Source organism: Pontixanthobacter rizhaonensis, from assembly GCF_012972675.1.
GTDB classification, from domain to species: domain Bacteria; phylum Pseudomonadota; class Alphaproteobacteria; order Sphingomonadales; family Sphingomonadaceae; genus Pontixanthobacter; species Pontixanthobacter rizhaonensis.
This window is the reverse complement of the sequence record NZ_JABCRE010000002.1, coordinates 344,848-362,545: the sequence shown is the minus strand read 5'-3', so window position 1 is coordinate 362,545 and position 17,698 is coordinate 344,848. Positions and strand designations below refer to the sequence as shown.

The window sequence follows — 17,698 nt, the reverse complement described above, 5'->3', positions numbered from 1 at the left end:
CTCTCCCGCCGCCTTTGGACTCATCCAGAGGTGCAATGAACGAAGGAAAGGCAGGTCAATAGCATGAGCATTATACAGCTCCTGCTGGTAGGCGGAGGGCTAATGGCCCTGATGGTACTCGGCTATTCGCTGCTTGCCGGACCGTCCGCTGTGAAAGAAGGCCAACGGCGTTTGGACGCCGTTCGCTTTCGTCACTCGGAAAGCACCGACACCAAGGTTGAATCGCAACTGAAAAAAGCGATCGCCGCGCGGAAGCCCAAGGCGCATAAGGTCGCGGGCTCAACCTCTCGCATCGAAGCCTTGGCCATCCGCCTTGACCGGACCGGCAAAGGCTGGACCGTTTCGCAATATTTCTACGCGACATTCGGTATCGCGCTGGTAATTGCTATCGCGATTTACCTGCGCAGCGGTGCAGCTTTGCTGTCGTTAGGCGTCGGATTGGTCATTGGTGCTGGCTTGCCGCATTTGGTCGTCGGCTTCATGATCAACAAACGAACTAACGATTTCAACGCGAAATTCCCTGATGCGATTGAACTGCTGGTGCGCGGACTTCGCTCTGGTTTGCCGGTAACCGAAACACTGAGCGTTGTGGCACAAGAACTGCCCGGCCCTGTTGGTGATGAATTTAAAGGCATTACCGAACGTATCCGGATCGGTAAGTCGATGGACGAATCCCTGCAAGATGCAGCCGACAGGCTGGGTATTCCGGAATTCAACTTCTTCTGTATCACGCTGGCAATCCAACGGGAAACCGGCGGTAACTTGGCAGAAACTCTGTCCAACCTGTCCGACGTGCTGCGCAAACGGTCACAGATGAAGCTCAAGATTAAAGCGATGAGCTCTGAATCGAAGGCCTCCGCATACATTGTTGGTTCCCTGCCCTTTATCGTGTTCGGCATGATTTGGTGGATTAACCCAGGCTATGTTGGCGGGTTCTTTACCGATGAACGCTTGATTGTGACGGGCCTCGGCGGCGGCGTGTGGATGGCCATTGGCGCATTCATCATGGCCAAAATGGTCAATTTCGAGATTTAAGCGAGGGATGTGTAGGATATGATAGGCCAAGCTCCTGGACCAACCCTTCTCGGTGTTGATGTTGTTCTTGCCGGTACGCTACTCGCGGGTGTCGCTGCCTTTATGGTGGTGCTTGCGATCTACGCAGCCGTCACTGTAAAAGATCCGATGGCGAAGCGCGTAAAGGCGCTGAATTCCCGGCGTGACGAGTTGAAAGCTGGCATTACACACAGCACAGCCAAGAAACGCGCCAGCCTTGTTCGGAAAACCGAACAGACGGAAAAGATGAAAGACGCTCTGTCCGGCATGAAAGTGCTGCAACAGAGCCAGATCGAGATCATCCAGCAAAAGCTCGCTCATGCGGGTTACCGCAACAAGGAAATGGCCGTTGTGGTCATTCTTGCCCGTTTGATCTTGCCGATCGTACTTGGCGGTATCGGTTTTACCGTGATCTATGTGATCGATTATTTCCCCGATTGGGGTGATATGAAGCGTCTGGGCGGCTTTGCTGCGACATTGTTCGCAGGGTATAAGGGGCCAGAATTCTTCCTGAAGAACAAAGCTGGCAAACGTACTGACGCGATCCGCAAGGGTCTGCCGGATGCGCTGGATCTGTTGGTGATTTGTGCGGAAGCTGGTTTGACAGTCGATGCAGCCTTCAACCGTGTTGCTAAGGAATTGGGCCGTGCCTATCCGGAACTGGGTGATGAATTCGCCCTCACCGCGATTGAATTGTCATTCCTGACCGAGCGGAAGATGGCATTTGATAATCTTGCCTACCGGGTTGATCTGGAAGCGGTACAAGGCGTTGTGACCACTATGGTACAAACAGAACGCTACGGTACGCCATTGGCATCCGCATTGCGGGTTCTGTCTGCTGAATTCCGGAATGAGCGCATGATGCGTGCTGAGGAAAAAGCGGCTCGCTTGCCTGCTATTATGACCATTCCGCTGATTATGTTTATTCTACCAGTGCTGTTCATCGTGATCCTTGGCCCTGCGGCCTGTTCGATCAGCGATGCGTTCGCCTCCAAACCGGGGCAATAGCAGAGAAGCCCGACCAATAGATCGGCTCAAAACAATGGCCCTGTCACCATCTGGTGGCAGGGCCATTGTTTCAGGGCCATTGTTTCAGGGCCATTGTTTATTGCAGCCGCTATTCCGGCGTCAGTCTATTTGGGCCCGCACCTGATTGAGCAATTCGCGAAAAATGCGGCGCTGGTCTTTATCCAATGGAGCCAGCACTTTGGCTTCCTCCGCAAGCACCATCGGCACGATTTGATCGTGCATTATCCGGCCATCATTGGTTAGTTCCAAATGGTGCGACCGGCCATCTTTCTGATTGGGCAGCCGGTGAACCAGCCCCCGCCCTTCAAGCACTTTGCAGGCGCGATTGACCGCAACCTTATCCATCTGTGTCTTGGAGGTCAGATCGCGCTGGGTGAGCGGCCCGCCATCCCCAAGCATTGCCATCACCCGCCATTCCGTCACTTTGAGGCCAAATGCTTCCTCATAAACACGGGCAATACGGTTGCTGACCGCGTTTGATGTGACGGACAATTGGTACGGCAGAAAATCTGCAAGCTGAAAGTTGTCTCCGCTCATAGAACCAGTTTCTAATGCAACCAGATGGCTTGGCAAGGGGGTTGGCCAGCGCTTCCCCCCTTGTTCGGATCGCTAACCCAAGATCATTCGTATCCCGGCTCGTCCCACCAAGGGTAAAATTCTGGCATATCCTGCGACACTTTACCGGGGAACTGAGGTGGCCGTTTTTCCAGAAAACTCTGGATACCTTCAGCAGTGTCTTTGCCGCGCGACAATGTGTAAATCGCCCGGCTATCGACCCGGTGCGCCATCATCGGGTGGCTTTCTGACGGCAAACGCCACAACATCGCGCGCGTCATGGCGACCGAAATTGCAGATGTATTCTCCGCAATTTCCAGAGCCAACCCCCGTGCCGCGTCCATCAATTCGCCTTGCGGATGGATAGACCGAATAAGGCCCCCGCTTAACGCTTCTTCAGCATCAAATATCCGCCCTGTCATGCACCATTCAAGCGCTTGTTGCGGCCCTACCAACCGTGGCAGAAACCAGCTGGAGGCCGCCTCTGGAACAATCCCCCGCTTGGCAAAAACGAACCCATAGCGGGCATTGTCTGAAGCAAGCCGGAAATCCATTGGCAATTGCATGGTCGCGCCAACGCCAACCGCGACCCCGTTACAGGCAGAGATCAGCGGCTTGGTGCTCTGGAACATCCGCAATGTCAGGCGCCCGCCGCCATCCCGCACAATTTCGTCAGACAGATCCGTGACGTTTTTTGTGCTGGAAAACGGCGTGGTACCGTCATCAGGTGTCAGGTCAGCCCCGGCACAAAACGCACGGTCCCCCGCGCCGGTAATGATCACCGCACGGATATCGTCATCCGCATCAGTTTCATCCAACGCAGCAATCATCTCCGCCATCATATGACGCGTATATGCGTTCATTTTTTCCGGGCGGTTGAGTGTAATTGTTGCAATCGGCCCGTCTTTTTCAAGCAGGATTTGGCTGGGGGTTGATGCGTTATCTGTCATGTGATGTATCCTATTACCTTAGAGCTGCCGCTATCACTTCTGTCCGTCCTTCATTCGAAAGGCGTTCCGCAACCGACTTGGCGTTATTGGTACTGATATTCCAAGCGCGACCCATTTTTTCAGCGTCGTTATAGGAATAGCCCAGTTCGCTCCAATCGCATTGATTGCCCTGATTTCGTGAGCTCGCCAACATTCCCGGGATGTTCTCGATCAGGCCAGCCTTGACCTTATTGCCGATTTCCAATTTGCCGCGATACGGATCCCAGCCCCACAAATCACCGATCAGCTTGGCATCACAATATGAAAAACCTGAACGGGCATAGGAAGCAAAGGCAGCATCTTCAGACGTGCCCCAACCGGTATTCTGTCCCTGGCTCGCCAATATGCCTGTGATGACGCCTGCTTTGCCTTCGGTGTAAAAAGAGGCTGCCTTCGCTTTAGCGCTGCTGGTTGCGATACCCCAATAGGAGCCCAATTGTTCTGCATCAGCGTAAGAATGCGGTATATCGATCCACTCACAGCGATTGCCCGCGATCCGGCTGCTGCTCAGAATTGGGGGCAGGTTCTGTTCAATGCCATTTGCTATCTTCGCACCGATAACCGTTTTGCCGTAATCCGCGCCCTTTTGATAAAACGCGCCGACCAGCTTGGCATCGCAATAGGTATAATTGGAATTCGCATAATTCTCGAACATCGCGGCACTGTCCTGTGCAGATACCGGTGTTGTGGTGGCTATACAGCCTAACGATGCACTGGCCATCAGTGCCAAAGCATAGCGAAAAGACCTACGATGTTTCAGAATTCGCATTAAGTTCACCCCCGTGTGTCGGAAATTCAGTCTAGCTATCAGGCTGGGCCAGGCAAGTGCGCCAACCGCTTTACCCAGTATTCGCGCGCTGTGCCGGTCAGGGGTATCGCCTCAATTAGCCGGGCGGTGCTGTGCAACTGGGCATAATCGTCATCCCCAAGCGCGAAACGGATCAGCCCTTCGAACAAGGCGGTGGCCATCACAATGGCATCTGCCTCCATATGGCTGGGCAGAATGCGCACTTCCAATGTGTGCTTGTCTGCAAATCCTTTGACCATATTCACCAGATTGAAATCGCAATATTTGGTGAGCTTGGTCATAGCGAGCGCGCCGCACGCATCTTCCCAACTCATCGCAAGAAACTCGGGTGTTTCAACCAGAGCAGATACAGCATCCGGCCAACCGCCTATTCTGACGCAGGACGGATTGACCCCCACCAATTGCCGGAGAGCGGGTCCGTGGCGCAAAACGATCGGCACGAAGCGGCTGATAAAATGTGTGTTGCACAGCTTGGCGGCATCAAAGTGCAAATGTGTCGCGCCTTCGACGGGAACAATGAAGCCGAGAGATTTCGCATCATCGAGCAAGGCGGTTAGCTGCTTGGCGTGATTATGCGCGATCGGCGCGGTTACGATTTCGCAAGGCCGCTCTCTTTCGCCGGGCAAAGGTGCCCCGATGGCGAGCGACATATCTTGGCCGTCCACCACCCGGATCATTCCCGCCTCATGTGCTGATGGCGCCGTGCCAAACAGTTCGGCAAATGGGTCCAATACTTTGGAAAGGTCTTCTTCGGCATCGCAATGGCGGGCGGCCAAGCGAAGCAAGCGGCCATCATCACCGACAATGCGGTACCAGCCATCCAGCGGCGCAGCGCCGTGATCGCAATCGGCCTGCAATGTCAGATCATCAACAAAACTGGCAGCCCAATTGCCAGCAGAATCGTCAACCCGGAACGCCAGTGTAAGATTTTCAAATACCGGCCTGCCCGGTACGGCGCTATGTTCTGAATCTTGCTGGAAATAGCGACTGACAGACCCTTGGATACGGTCTGATACCCGCTGAGCCAAGGCGAGGCGCGTCGAACCCCGCGGGGCCATCAGTTCGATCTCGAAGCCGACTTTCCAATCGATAGCGACTGTCATCGCCGGCTCCGAGTTCGATAGTGTGTAATTAGCGTGGTGCCATCCGGATCGAGCCATCCAAACGAACGTCTTCGCCGTTGAAGTAGCCATTTTCGATCATAGTCAGGGCGAGATGCGCATATTCTTCTGGCTTACCCAAACGTTTCGGGAACGGCACAGACGCTGCAAGCGCTTCTTTCACTTGCGGCGGTGCCGCAGCCATCAGCGGGGTTTCAAAGATACCGGGCAGGATTGTGTTGACCCGGATACCTTCGTTCATCAGGTCGCGGGCGATGGGCAGCGTCATACCGATAACGCCGCCTTTGGAAGCGGAGTAAGCAGCTTGGCCGATTTGACCGTCTTCACCGGCAACAGATGCAGTGTTGACGATAGCGCCGCGATCACCGTCTTCGCTGAGCGGGTCAACCGCCATCATGCCCGCAGCAGATTTGGCGATACAACGGAACGTGCCAACCAGGTTGATCTGGATCAGCCAGTTAAACGCATCAAGGGGGAAGTGTGAAATCTCTCCAGTGTTGCGATCCCGCTTAGCCGTTTTGATTGCGTTGCCAGTGCCTGCGCAATTGACCAGAATACGCTCTTGGCCATGCGCCTCACGCGCTTTGGCAAAGCCGGCATCTACGGATGCATCGTCGGTAACATTTACTTCGCAAAAGATACCGCCAATTTCCGAAGCAACCTTAAGGCCCTTTTCTTCCTGAAGGTCAAAAATTGCGACCTTCACGCCTTTTGCAGCCAATGCCCGCGCGGTTGCTTCACCAAGACCTGATGCGCCGCCGGTAACGACTGCAGGTGTATTTGCGCCAACTTCCATGAACAATTCCTCTCTGAATTTGAATCTAATCGTCTAGTTAATAAGGGGGTTAAAGTGATTCAACGATCGTGACGTTGGCGACACCGCCGCCTTCGCACATCGTTTGCAGACCGTATTTCTTGCCTTGCGCTTTTAACGCATGCAGCAAAGTGGCCATCAATTTCGTGCCCGATGCGCCGAGCGGATGCCCCAGCGCAATCGCACCGCCATTGACGTTGAGCTTTTCCGGGTCAGCTCCGGTGTGCTTGAGCCAAGCCAGTGGTACCGGAGCAAAAGCCTCATTCACCTCAAACAGATCAATATCGTTGATGCTAAGGCCCGCACGCTCAAGCGCCTTGTCCGTCGCAAACAGTGGTTCTTCCAGCATGATAACAGGATCACCTGCCGTCACGGTCAGATTATGGATCCGCGCCAGCGGGGTTAGATTGTGAGCTTTCAAGAACTCTTCAGAAACCACCAACGCGCCGCTAGATCCATCGCAGATCTGGCTTGCGCTAGCCGCAGTAACCGCTCCGCCTTCTTGGATGAGTTTGACCGAGCTAATGCCCTCCAGCGTGGCATCGAACCGGATGCCTTCATCGACTGTATGTTGCTCCTCGCCTTCCGGTGTTTCGATTGTGATCGGAACGATTTCGTTTTTGAAAGCACCTGCCTCCGTGGCGGCAATGGCTTTCAGATGGCTGTTCAATGCAAATTGATCGAGATCATCTTTAGAAAAGCCATGTTTTTTCACGATCATTTCCGCGCCCATAAATTGGGAGAACATGATGTTGGGATACTTCTCTTCGAGCCCCGGTGATTTATAGTGACCCAGACCTTCTTTCATATGGAAGCTGCCAGTGGAGCCCATGGGCACGCGCGACATACTTTCAATGCCCGCCGCAATCACGGCATCTTGCGTGCCGGACATAACCGCTTGCGCAGCGAACTGAATCGCTTGCTGGGATGAACCGCATTGGCGATCAATCGTCACCGCAGGGGTGGATTGCGGCAGATGTTTGGAGGCCAGCACTGCGTTACGGCCTACTTGCCCTGCCTGCTGGCCAGCTTGGCTAACGCAGCCCATCACGACATCATCAATCGCGGCAGGATCAACACCCGTCCGCTCCATCAAAGCATCAAGCGATGCCGCGGCCAGATCAACAGGGTGTATCCCGGCCAACCTGCCGCCACGGCGGCCTCCGGCTGTCCGAACAGCATCTACGATATAAGCGGTGGCCATACGTATCTCTCCACAAGGTTCACTTAGTTAGCTATGTTGTGAAACGCTGGTTAGCATCATCAATTGCTTGGTCAAGCGTCGCATAAGCCGATATTTGACCTTCTTGCCAACTGGTCGCCTCTCCCGTTAATGACCAGCGCAGAGTATTTGTTCCCACCGAGAGCTAACCAAGGACGTCATGGCCAAAAAGCTGTTCGAAATTAACCCGGCTATCGATCGAGTTGCTTGCGCAGAAGACTTTGCCGCAAACACTAGAACCCAAATTCGTGATGTTTTGACGCGTGAGACCGCCGAAGAAGTCAGGATGATCTTGGCTCGCCAAACCCCATGGGGGTTGGCAATGCAAGCAGGCGACAGCCTAGACCCAGGCCCGCAACAAGTTCTGGCAAAAGAACTAGCGTCCGATAATGGTAAGAAAAAAGCCCAAGAGTTAGCCAATGCTGCCTATCAAGAAAGTGCTAAAGGTGGATATGGGTTTCATTTCGCGCAATATTCTTTGGTACAAGGGCTAAACGAGAAATGGGATGAAGGCGGCGTACACGACATGCTGCTCGAATATTTGAATGCCCCTGACTTTCTGCAACTGGTGCGTGACGTGACCGGAATTCAAGAGCTAGCGAAGGCCGATGGTCAAGCAACACTGTTTGCGGCCCAGCACTTTCTTGGACTGCACATCGACAGTCATGTCGCAGAGGGGTGGAGGGTTGCTTATGTCTTGAATCTCGGACTGGATGAATGGAAGCCTGATTGGGGCGGCTATCTCAATTTCTTTGATAACGACGGAGACGTTGTTCGTGGCTATCGTCCGCGCTTTAACGCCCTTAACCTGTTTCTCGTGCCGCAGGCACATAACGTTTCATATGTACCGCCAACCGGTCCCACAGGGCGGTTTGCGATAACCGGCTGGCTACGGGACCGGTGACTGTTTCTTCCGCGTTTCAAGCTTGGCAAACGGCGCAGGCAGCTGCGAAGACCGGAGATGCAGATGCAGCTCGTCAGGCGCTGAAAGAAGGGCTCGCGGCTTTCCCTGAAGATTCTTCATTCCGCAACAGCGCCGGTAGCCTGTTCCAAAAAATGGGAGATATGGAAGAAGCCGAAACCCAATTCGGCAAAGCGCTCGCGTTAAAACCGGAAGCGTTGGATATAGCCATCAACCATGCAATTTCTTTAGCTGGGCTTGACCGTCATATTGACGCTTTAGCAGTGCTGCAGCGCTACGAAGCAGAAGGATCACGTTCGGCATTGTATTCATCGACTCGGGGAATGGTCGCTCGCGGACAAGGGAACAAGGTTGAGGCTGCCCGTTGGTATGACCGAGCTTTAGCATTGGAACCAGTTCGGCCTAAGGCACTTCACGGACGTGCGCGCGTCGCGCTCGAGCGCGGCGAGACAGATGCGCTGGCATGGTTTGATAAAGCACTATCGGTAAACCAAGGTGACGCTGATCTGTGGCTCGGCAAGGCTCAATCTCTCGATGTAGCCGGTGATGTCGTTGGCGCTCGTGCCATCGCGGAATCTCTTGTTCAACAAGCACCGCAATGGTCGGAAGGCTTACGCTTCCTTGCCCAATTGCGATTGGCATCAGGCGATCGAGATTTCACGTCACACTATGGAGATGCTGCAGAGCGCGTACCCCAAGATCCCAATATCTACGCCGAGTGGTGCGGAATTCTTGCTGGCCTAGATTATCATCAAGAGGCGGCCAATGTAGCCTCGCGGGGCAGCGTGCTTTTTCCAAAGCTTGAACACTTCCGTTTACTACAAGCCACATATATTGGCGCAGCAGGAGATAGTGAACAAGCAGACAAACTCTACTCAACGTTGGAGCTAGACACGCCAGAACGGCGGTTAAACGAAGCACGACACCGCATACGGCGAGCAGAATATTCGGAAGCAGATAAGCTTTTAGATACGCTCCTGACCTCAGATTCTGAGAGTGTTGCAGCGTGGGCGCTTCGCGGGCTTCTATGGCGCGTGACACAAGCCCCGGAGGCCGGATGGCTACATGAACAGGCCGAGTTGGTGCAGTTGGTGCCATTGAAACGCGCTGGTGAAGTTCTGGAAAACATCATTCCCGCCCTGCATCGACTGCATGACAATTCCCCGCTGCCCCTGGGTCAATCCTTGCGTGGCGGCTCACAGACCCGTGGTAATTTGTTCGATCGCCACGAGGCAGTTTTCCAACAGTTGGGTGATGCCGTTCGTGACACCGTTGAACAGTTTCGACAGTCTCTACCAGGACACGACAGCGCTCACCCACTTCTAAGATATCGTGATCTCGATTGGAATGTGGCAGGCTCATGGTCAGTCCGCTTGGCTGGGGGTGGTGATTATCATATCTCACATATTCACCCTCAGGGAATTGTCTCATCCGCACTGTATTTGGAGCTGCCAGAAGAGACAGAAAATGAAGATAAAGCGGGTTGGCTGGAGATCGGCCGCCCGCCCCCCGACTTGCGGCTAGAACTCGAACCCTTGCGAACAATAGAGCCCAAAGTTGGATATATGGCGCTATTTCCAAGTACCCTATACCACGGCACACGGGCTTTCTCTCATCAGCAGCGCATGACCGTAGCTTTTGATGTAACTGCGACCCAAACTTGTTAGCCAAACTCCTTTGAAAGACCATAGCCAATGAACGCGGAACAAAACCCTGAAAGCAAGAAGGCATGGAGCGATTTCTGGGCGCAAAATCGCAGTTCCGGCCAAGACGGCGGATGCTTACCATCAAAATGGCAAGGCATTGATGCGGCGCAGCGCGCTGCATGGCAGTCATTTGCACACACCCTACCTGCCAAAGGCCATGGACTGGACATCGCAACGGGCGATGGCCGCGTTATGGCATGGTTGCTCAAAAATAAGCCGAATTTCAAATTTTTAGGAGTCGATTTAGCTCCAGAATTACCGCCCGCCCCTAAAGGAACGAAGGCCAAACCCGGTGTACCAATGGAGAGAATGCCGCTACCGGACAACAAATTTGACGCCGTCGTCAGCCAATTTGGCTTTGAATATGGGGAGTTACCGAAGGCGGCCGCTGAAATCGCGCGAGTATTAAAGCCTGGCGGTAAAGTAGGATTGATAACTCACCGTATCGACGGGCCAATCTTGAAACATAATTTGGAACGTCGCAGTCAAATTCAATGGGCGCTAGAAGATCAGGATTTGATAGCAATCGCAAAACGTAGCCTTCAATTATGGGCTAGTGGCATTCGTAGCGTACCGCCCAAGATTACAAACGCACCTATTGAAGGCGCTCAGAAATTTGGTCGGGGATCTGCTGGGTGGGAAATACCAGAGGCCATTCGTCAAACGCTGGTGATGGGCGTGCGCGACCACCCTGCCAACGTCGCCAACATGCTCGACACCATTGCAATGCGGGCCAAGAATGAAATTGGGCGGATCGCATCACTTGAATATGCTTGCAAGCAAACGGCAGATTCAGACCTGTTTTTGACGGCACTTAAGGACGGCGGTCTGGAACAAATTGATCGTACAGACATCGTCGATCCTGGCAGCGGCTCTCCCGTAGCCGATTTTCGGTCGATAACACACAACTAGAAATTGGTCTCGGCTGCTGACTGAACGCACGCCGTTTCGGCTACAGTTAAATACAGAAAAAGGGGGCGACGAACCGAAGTTCGTCGCCCCCTTCTTTGTCTGTAATCGTAGCTTCTTAAATCTTAGAACTTGAAGTTCACAGATGCGAAGAAGTCACGGCCCAGCACGTCATATGTGCTTGGGTATGTGTTAGACTGCTCACCGTTATTGAAATCGCCGAGTAGCAGTGTGTTGGTGTCGTTGATAACATTACCAGCAGCATCGAACTGTGGTGTTGTCGGCAGCGTATTAAACAGGTTGTTAATACCAGCTGCAATCGTCAACCGCTCGTTCACATCGAAAGACAATGTGAGATCGATAAGGTCGTACGCATCGATGCGTTCAACGAAGTTATCAGCCGCATCTGTGTCATCATCAACTGCTGACAGGTGACGCCAGCGAATCGATGTAGTCAATGGACCGTCAGAGAAGCTAGCACGTGACGTCCACTTGAACGACGGTGTTGGCTCACCACAAGTCAGACCGAATTCACCGGCACATGTGATAACGTTAGTAGGATCTGACTGAATTGGTGCAAAGTCAGAAGTCTCTGTCCAAGTACCCAAGAACGACAGGTTCAACATCTGCTCACCTGAATCGGTGAGAAGCGAGAACGGAATAGTTGTTGAGTAGTTGGCTTCCAGATCGACACCTGAAACGCTAATTTCAGCAATGTTAGCTCCACCGAGAACAGGTGGGTTATCACGGCCAAACGCGCCTTGCGCATCACGTGTACCGTTGAAGTTCCGACATGTAGGTGAGTTCAGATCTTGGATTTCGTTGAAACAGATATCCAAAACAGTCTGCAAGCTGACAGTCGAAATTGCATCTTCAACAACAATGTCGAAATAGTCGGCAGTGATCGTAAGACCCGGGATGAAGGAAGGCTGCAGAACAACACCAAAGGTGTAGCTGTCTGAAGTTTCTTCAGTCAGGTTAGGGTTACCACCGAACAGAGTCGCGATTTGGCCATCAGGCTGGATCACTTGGTTCCGATTTACGCTAGGATCTTGCTGAAGACCGATGTTCCCTGCAGGAACGCCGTTCGCCAAACAGGTAGCGAGAAGGCCGCCGGTCGGTGTAGCACCGCCAACACCAGCACAAGGATCGGTAGCACCAGGGAAACCAATCGCAGTACCTTGGAACAATTCACCTACGTTTGGTGCACGCACCGCACGCTGATACTGAGCACGGAAAGTGACGTCAGGAATTGGAGCGAACTGTACACCACCAGCATATGCCCATACACCGCCAACGGTATCGAGTGAGTAATCCGAGTAACGTACCGCACCGTTAACTTCAAAGCGCATACCGCTTTCAGTTTCGAACGGAATGTTCAACTCACCGAAGATCTCTTTAACATTATAAGAGCCTTCGGTTGGTTCACCCGCGTTGAAGCCAGCAACGTCGCCCGATGCCAAGAATTCATCAGGAATGAAACGCGAACTAACTGCACGGGATTCAACACCAACAGCAAATGCGATAGGCTCAGCAGCACCTAGAGCGAAATCGCCGAAAGTGCCAGAAAGAGAAGCCGAGGCGACTTCAATTGATGAGATATCACCGTTTTGCGCTTGGATACGGAACACATCGACCATGTCAGGTGTCAGAGTACCGGCACCAAAGATGTTGATCTGTGTCGCACCGGTGCCGTTAATCGCTTCAGTGAAACGTGAAACAGACGCGTTGCCTTGCTGGATGTTGGAGTTACGTGTCCGTGAGAACATGTAATATGCATCATAGCTGAGATAGTCATTAATCTGACCACGAGCACCAGTAACGATCCGGAATGAGTTACGCTCGTCTAGGTTACGACGACCACCAGCTTCTTCCAGACGACGACGAACTTGTACGTCGATTAGACCGTTGTTTTGGTCTGCGCCAGTTTCTGAAGCATCCAAGTCACGGAACTGAGCTTCGGTAGCGGCGTCAATGAAGCCATTCGCAACCAAAGAATCGATGTCGAGGAATGTGTTCACAAGAATTGGAGTCGGAGCAAGCTCTGAATCCACGCGGTTGTTGATGTACGCTAGTTCAGTGTAAAGCTCGAGAGCGTCTGAAATTTCATAGCGTGCATTACCACCGAGCATGTACCGTTCTTGCGGCAATTGCAGGTAGTTCACAGGTGCATAGTTATACAGATCACGTGGTGTTTGGTAATCGCGCAGCGAACCAGGCGAGCCGAAGATAGCCAGATTGCTGTTAGGCTCAAACGACGTACCTGTCACGTCACCATCACCGTCATAACGGAGGCGTGTTTCTGGTGGAAGCGATGAACCCAATTGACGAAGCGGCGAACCACCAAGCGCGAAGTTCGAGAACGTACGATCGCCTTGGAAGATTTCTTCACGGTTATAGTACTCACCAAACAAAGTCACGTTACCGCGACCGTCTGCGAAGCTAGAACCAACTGCGCCGTTAAGTTGATAACGCGCGCCGTCGCCTTGCTCAGTAAGCGAGTACTGACCACCGACTTCAACACCTTCAACTTCGCGAAGACGGAAGTTCACAACACCAGCAAGAGCGTCTGAACCGTAAACGGCAGAGGCACCACCGGTCACAACGTCCACAGATTCAAGCAAGAACTGTGGAATTGTGTTCAAATCAGTAATTTGGTTCGTATCATAGAACATCCAGCGGCGACCGTTCACGAGCACCATTGTACGCGTAGCACCAAGACCGCGAAGGTTTACCGACGCTGTACCGTTACCTGGGTTGTTGGAGAAAGATGTTGTGCCTGGCACAACTTGCGGCAGTGTATTGATAACGTTTTCGACGTTAACAGTACCCGAAAGTGAGAATTCGGCAGCATCAACAACCGCAATTGGCGCAGCTGTTTCAACGTTGCGACGCGCGATACGCGAACCGGTAACAACGATGAAGCCCTCATCTTCAGCGGCAGCTGCTTCACCAGCTGCTTCTTGCGCCACAACAGGCGTAGCAATCATGGCACCAGCCATGAAAGTCCCTGCTAACAGCGCGGATTTAGTAAAACGGTTGGACATTCCAATCCCCTTAGTAATGCCCGCCACCATGGCGAGCATGTAAAACAGAAAGTATCGAGCTATTAACCCGAATTTCGCCCGTCTAGGCGAAGCTGTAAGGCGTTCGCAACGCGTGTGATTGTTTAGGCATCTGTAAAATTTCGAGTGTGATATTCGTGCATCAGTTGGCGCACCTCCCTTAGTGTGGCATCATCAATGGACTAACCACAGCCCTCAGTTGTTTTCCTGCTTTAGGAAGTTAGAGTCACTCTATGCGACATTATATATATATCGGCCCGATCATCGCTATTTCGTCATACCTAACCGCCGTGGGTGTAGCTGCCCAAGACATGCCCGCAGATGAAGTGGGTGCTGGCTCTGGGGCAGTTGCTTATTTGGACCCTTTAAAACAGTGCTTATCGATCGCTGAAAATGGTGAGAGACTGGCATGTTATGATGAAGCAGTTGGCCGGGTGGTCACGGCGGCGGACGAAGGTAACGTCACGCTAGTGGATCGACAGGATGTAAAAACGACGCGTCGCAACCTGTTCGGCTTTCGGATACCAGACTTGGGCATTTTGGGAGGCAACTCGGACGAAGAAGAAGAAGAAGAAGAAAAACTGTTCGAATCCACGATTACGAAAGTCAGTTTTCGCGAGCGCCGGGCAATCAGCATCACCATTAAGGATGGTGATGCTGTATGGAGAATGGCGAATCCACCAAGAAACATGCTCCGCCCGAAAGTCGGCGACACGGTCGTCTTTAAAAAGGCCTCACTCGGAACCTATTTCATCAGGATAAACGGTCGCCTTGGCATAAAAGGCAAACGGGTAGAATAGGAGAGTAAAAGAAGACGTTTACGGCAATGCATGTCGCTTGTTTCGATTCTTTTCTGTTTCCGCCTTCTACCCTACCACCATCAGCAATTCGCCATCACCTTCATCAATCGCGACCGTGCTACCGTCGGGCACATCGCCTTTCAGGATCATATCCGCGAGCGGGTCTTGCAAGTAGCGCTGTACCGCGCGTTTCAGCGGGCGGGCGCCGTATACCGGGTCATAACCCACCCGGCCCAGCCAGCGCAGCGCCGCATCGGTTAGATCCAGCGTAATTTTGCGGTCCGCCAACAGCTTTTGCACACGCCCAACCTGGATCGCGACAATCGGCGCCATGTGTTCCTGCGCCAAACGGTGGAACAGAATTGTCTCATCCAAACGGTTGAGGAATTCCGGCCGGAAATGCCCGCGCACCACATCCATCACTTGCGGCTCGACATCGGCCACGGTCTGGTCATCTTCCATATTGGCCAGATATTGACTGCCCAAGTTGGAGGTTAGAATGATCAGCGTGTTGGAAAAATCGACCACGCGGCCTTGCCCGTCGGTCAAACGCCCATCATCCAGCACTTGCAGCAGAACGTTGAACACGTCGGAGTGGGCTTTCTCCACCTCGTCAAACAGGATGACTTGATATGGCCGCCGGCGCACGCTTTCGGTCAGCACGCCGCCTTCCTCATAGCCGACATAGCCCGGAGGCGCGCCGATCAGACGGGCTACCGCGTGCTTCTCCATGAATTCGCTCATATCGATGCGCACCATCGCGCTATCATCGTCGAACAGGAATTCTGCGAGCGCCTTGGTCAATTCTGTTTTACCCACGCCGGTGGGGCCGAGGAACAGGAATGAACCCAGCGGACGGCCCGGATCTTGCAGCCCTGCTCGCGCCCGCCGAACGGCCTTGGAGACCGCTTCAATCGGCTGCCGCTGGCCAATCACCCGTTTGCCAAGAACTTCTTCCATTTGGAGGAGCTTTTCGCGCTCCCCTTCCATCATCCGGTCTATCGGAATACCGGTGGCACGGCTCACAACCGCAGCAATGTCATCATCGGTCACTTCTTCGCGCAGCATCGCATTGTCAGTCTGGTCGGATGCCGCTTCTATGGCTTTCTCCAGCTCAGGGATTTTGCCGTAGGAAAGCTCACCCGCTTTGGCGAGATCGCCTTCGCGCTGGGCCTGTTCCAGTTCCAGCCGGGCAGCGTCCAATTCCTCTTTCAGCTTGCTTTCCGCGTGAATTTTGTCGCGCTCATTCTGCCAGCGCGTGGTGAGTTCAGACGATTGCTGTTCCAGATTGGCGAGTTCCGCACGCAAGGTTGCCAGCCGGTCTTTGGAAGCCTGATCGGTTTCTTTGCTCAGCGCAGATTCTTCGATCTTCAGCTGGATAATACGGCGGTCGAGCCCTTCGATCTCTTCCGGCTTGCTCTCAACTTCCATCCGGATACGGCTCGCCGCCTCATCCATCAGATCAATCGCTTTATCCGGCAAAAAGCGGTTCTGGATATACCGGTTGGACAGGGTCGCTGCCGCCACGATGGCACCGTCAGTAATGCGCACCCCGTGATGCAGTTCGTATTTTTCTTTCAGGCCCCGCAGGATGGAAATCGTATCCTCGACCGTGGGTTCATCAATATAGACCGACTGGAAGCGCCGCTGAAGCGCCGGGTCTTTTTCGACATATTTCTGATATTCATCGAGCGTGGTTGCGCCAATGCAGTGCAGTTCGCCACGCGATAATGCCGGCTTGAGCAAATTGGAAGCATCCATGCTCCCTTCAGAGGCCCCTGCCCCGATCAACGTGTGCATTTCATCAATGAACAGGATGATCTGGCCGTCAGCGCCTTTCACCTCGTCCAGAACCGCTTTCAACCGCTCTTCAAACTCTCCGCGATATTTCGCACCTGCGATCAGCGAACCCATATCGAGCGACATCAATGTGCGCCCTTTCAGGCTATCCGGCACATCACCATTGGCGATGCGCAGCGCCAAGCCTTCTGCAATAGCGGTCTTACCCGTTCCCGGTTCACCAATCAGTGCGGGATTGTTCTTGGTCCGGCGCGCCAAAATTTGAATGGTCCGGCGGATTTCTTCATCCCGGCCAATAACCGGATCAAGCTTACCATCGCGGGCTGCCTGGGTCAGATCGCGGGCATATTTCTTCATCGCATCATAGGCATCTTCCGCGCTCGCGGTGTTCGCCGCACGGCCGCCAGTCAGCTCGACAATCGCTTCATTAAGCGCCTTGGGGTCAACATTGGCCTCTTTCAAAATCTGCCCGGCAGCTGTGGTTGAGGCCAACGCCAATGCCACCAATAGCCGTTCCACCGTGACGTAGGAATCGCCCGCTTTTTCAGCAATTGTTTCCGCTGAATCGAGAATGCGAACCGCATCATTATCGAGGCCCGGTGTCTGCTGGGCCCCGCCGCCGGAAACCGCCGGAAGCTTTGCCAGCGCTTCATCGACCATGTCCTGCGCGGTTGCGGTTTGGCCACCAGCGCGCTGGATCAAACCTGCTGCCATGCCTTCATCATCTTCAAGCAATGCCTTCAGCAGATGGGTTGGCGAAATACGTTGATGGCTATTGCGGATCGCGACCGTCTGTGCGGATTGTAGAAAGCCCTTTGCCCGGTCAGTAAATTTTTCCAAGTTCATCGCGTTTCCTCTTACTTGTCCCGCTCAATATGGTGTTGCATATCAGCAACACAAGTCGA

The 17,698-nt window shown here is 53.4% G+C and carries 14 protein-coding genes; 6 read left to right on the top strand and 8 right to left on the bottom strand.

Features of this window, described 5'->3' with window-relative positions; genetic code table 11:
* Positions 1 to 63: 63 nt before the first annotated feature.
* Both HKD42_RS01590 and HKD42_RS01585 read left to right on the top strand, forming a co-directional pair.
* Positions 64 to 1,035, top strand: a complete 972-nt coding sequence (locus HKD42_RS01590) for a type II secretion system F family protein (protein WP_170009671.1) — start codon at positions 64 to 66, stop codon at positions 1,033 to 1,035.
* A gap of 18 nt (positions 1,036 to 1,053) precedes the next feature.
* Positions 1,054 to 2,061 (top strand): type II secretion system F family protein, encoded by a 1,008-nt coding sequence (locus HKD42_RS01585; protein WP_170009669.1) that lies wholly within the window; start codon positions 1,054 to 1,056, stop codon positions 2,059 to 2,061.
* Positions 2,062 to 2,181: 120 nt separating this feature from the next.
* Here the strand turns inward: HKD42_RS01585 and HKD42_RS01580 are convergent, their stop codons facing one another.
* The 6 genes from HKD42_RS01580 to HKD42_RS01555 form a co-directional block, all read right to left on the bottom strand.
* Positions 2,182 to 2,619: a MarR family winged helix-turn-helix transcriptional regulator gene (locus tag HKD42_RS01580; RefSeq protein WP_170009667.1), complete on the bottom strand. Its 438-nt coding sequence runs from the start codon at positions 2,617 to 2,619 to the stop codon at positions 2,182 to 2,184.
* Positions 2,620 to 2,702: 83 nt separating this feature from the next.
* Positions 2,703 to 3,587: a crotonase/enoyl-CoA hydratase family protein gene (locus HKD42_RS01575; protein ID WP_170009665.1), complete on the bottom strand. Its 885-nt coding sequence runs from the start codon at positions 3,585 to 3,587 to the stop codon at positions 2,703 to 2,705.
* 13 nt (positions 3,588 to 3,600) lie between these two features.
* Positions 3,601 to 4,395: a hypothetical protein gene (locus HKD42_RS01570; RefSeq protein WP_170009663.1), complete on the bottom strand. Its 795-nt coding sequence runs from the start codon at positions 4,393 to 4,395 to the stop codon at positions 3,601 to 3,603.
* Between the two features lie 38 nt (positions 4,396 to 4,433).
* Positions 4,434 to 5,537: an amidoligase family protein gene (locus tag HKD42_RS01565; protein WP_170009661.1), complete on the bottom strand. Its 1,104-nt coding sequence runs from the start codon at positions 5,535 to 5,537 to the stop codon at positions 4,434 to 4,436.
* Between the two features lie 28 nt (positions 5,538 to 5,565).
* Positions 5,566 to 6,351, bottom strand: coding sequence for an SDR family NAD(P)-dependent oxidoreductase (locus HKD42_RS01560; RefSeq protein ID WP_170009659.1), 786 nt, complete (start codon positions 6,349 to 6,351; stop codon positions 5,566 to 5,568).
* 49 nt (positions 6,352 to 6,400) lie between these two features.
* The gene (locus tag HKD42_RS01555) at positions 6,401 to 7,573 is read right to left on the bottom strand and encodes an acetyl-CoA C-acetyltransferase (RefSeq protein ID WP_170009657.1); all 1,173 of its coding nucleotides are present in this window, start codon (positions 7,571 to 7,573) and stop codon (positions 6,401 to 6,403) included.
* 178 nt (positions 7,574 to 7,751) lie between these two features.
* On the opposite strand from HKD42_RS01555, the gene HKD42_RS01550 reads away from it, so the two are divergent.
* Genes HKD42_RS01550 through HKD42_RS01540 form a run of 3 tightly spaced genes read left to right on the top strand, consistent with a single transcriptional unit; the run spans position 7,752 to position 11,131 of the window.
* Entirely contained in the window at positions 7,752 to 8,495 is a 744-nt protein-coding gene (locus HKD42_RS01550) for a 2OG-Fe(II) oxygenase (RefSeq protein ID WP_170009655.1), read from the top strand.
* Positions 8,492 to 10,180 carry a putative 2OG-Fe(II) oxygenase gene (locus tag HKD42_RS01545; RefSeq protein ID WP_170009653.1) on the top strand — a complete coding sequence of 563 codons (1,689 nt, stop codon included), beginning with the start codon at positions 8,492 to 8,494 and terminating at the stop codon, positions 10,178 to 10,180. Before HKD42_RS01550 ends, HKD42_RS01545 begins: the two co-directional genes overlap by 4 nt.
* A 27-nt stretch (positions 10,181 to 10,207) precedes the next feature.
* On the top strand, positions 10,208 to 11,131 hold the full coding sequence (locus HKD42_RS01540; protein WP_170009651.1) for a class I SAM-dependent methyltransferase: 924 nt from the start codon (positions 10,208 to 10,210) through the stop codon (positions 11,129 to 11,131).
* Positions 11,132 to 11,253: 122 nt separating this feature from the next.
* Here the strand turns inward: HKD42_RS01540 and HKD42_RS01535 are convergent, their stop codons facing one another.
* Positions 11,254 to 14,175, bottom strand: a complete 2,922-nt coding sequence (locus tag HKD42_RS01535; protein ID WP_170009649.1) for a TonB-dependent receptor domain-containing protein — start codon at positions 14,173 to 14,175, stop codon at positions 11,254 to 11,256.
* A 251-nt stretch (positions 14,176 to 14,426) separates the two neighbouring features.
* On the opposite strand from HKD42_RS01535, the gene HKD42_RS01530 reads away from it, so the two are divergent.
* Positions 14,427 to 14,993: a hypothetical protein gene (locus tag HKD42_RS01530; RefSeq protein ID WP_170009647.1), complete on the top strand. Its 567-nt coding sequence runs from the start codon at positions 14,427 to 14,429 to the stop codon at positions 14,991 to 14,993.
* A gap of 66 nt (positions 14,994 to 15,059) precedes the next feature.
* Here HKD42_RS01530 and clpB read toward each other — a convergent pair whose 3' ends face one another.
* A complete protein-coding gene (gene clpB / locus HKD42_RS01525; RefSeq protein WP_170009645.1) occupies positions 15,060 to 17,639 on the bottom strand; it encodes an ATP-dependent chaperone ClpB in 2,580 nt (859 codons plus the stop codon).
* Positions 17,640 to 17,698 lie beyond the last annotated feature (59 nt).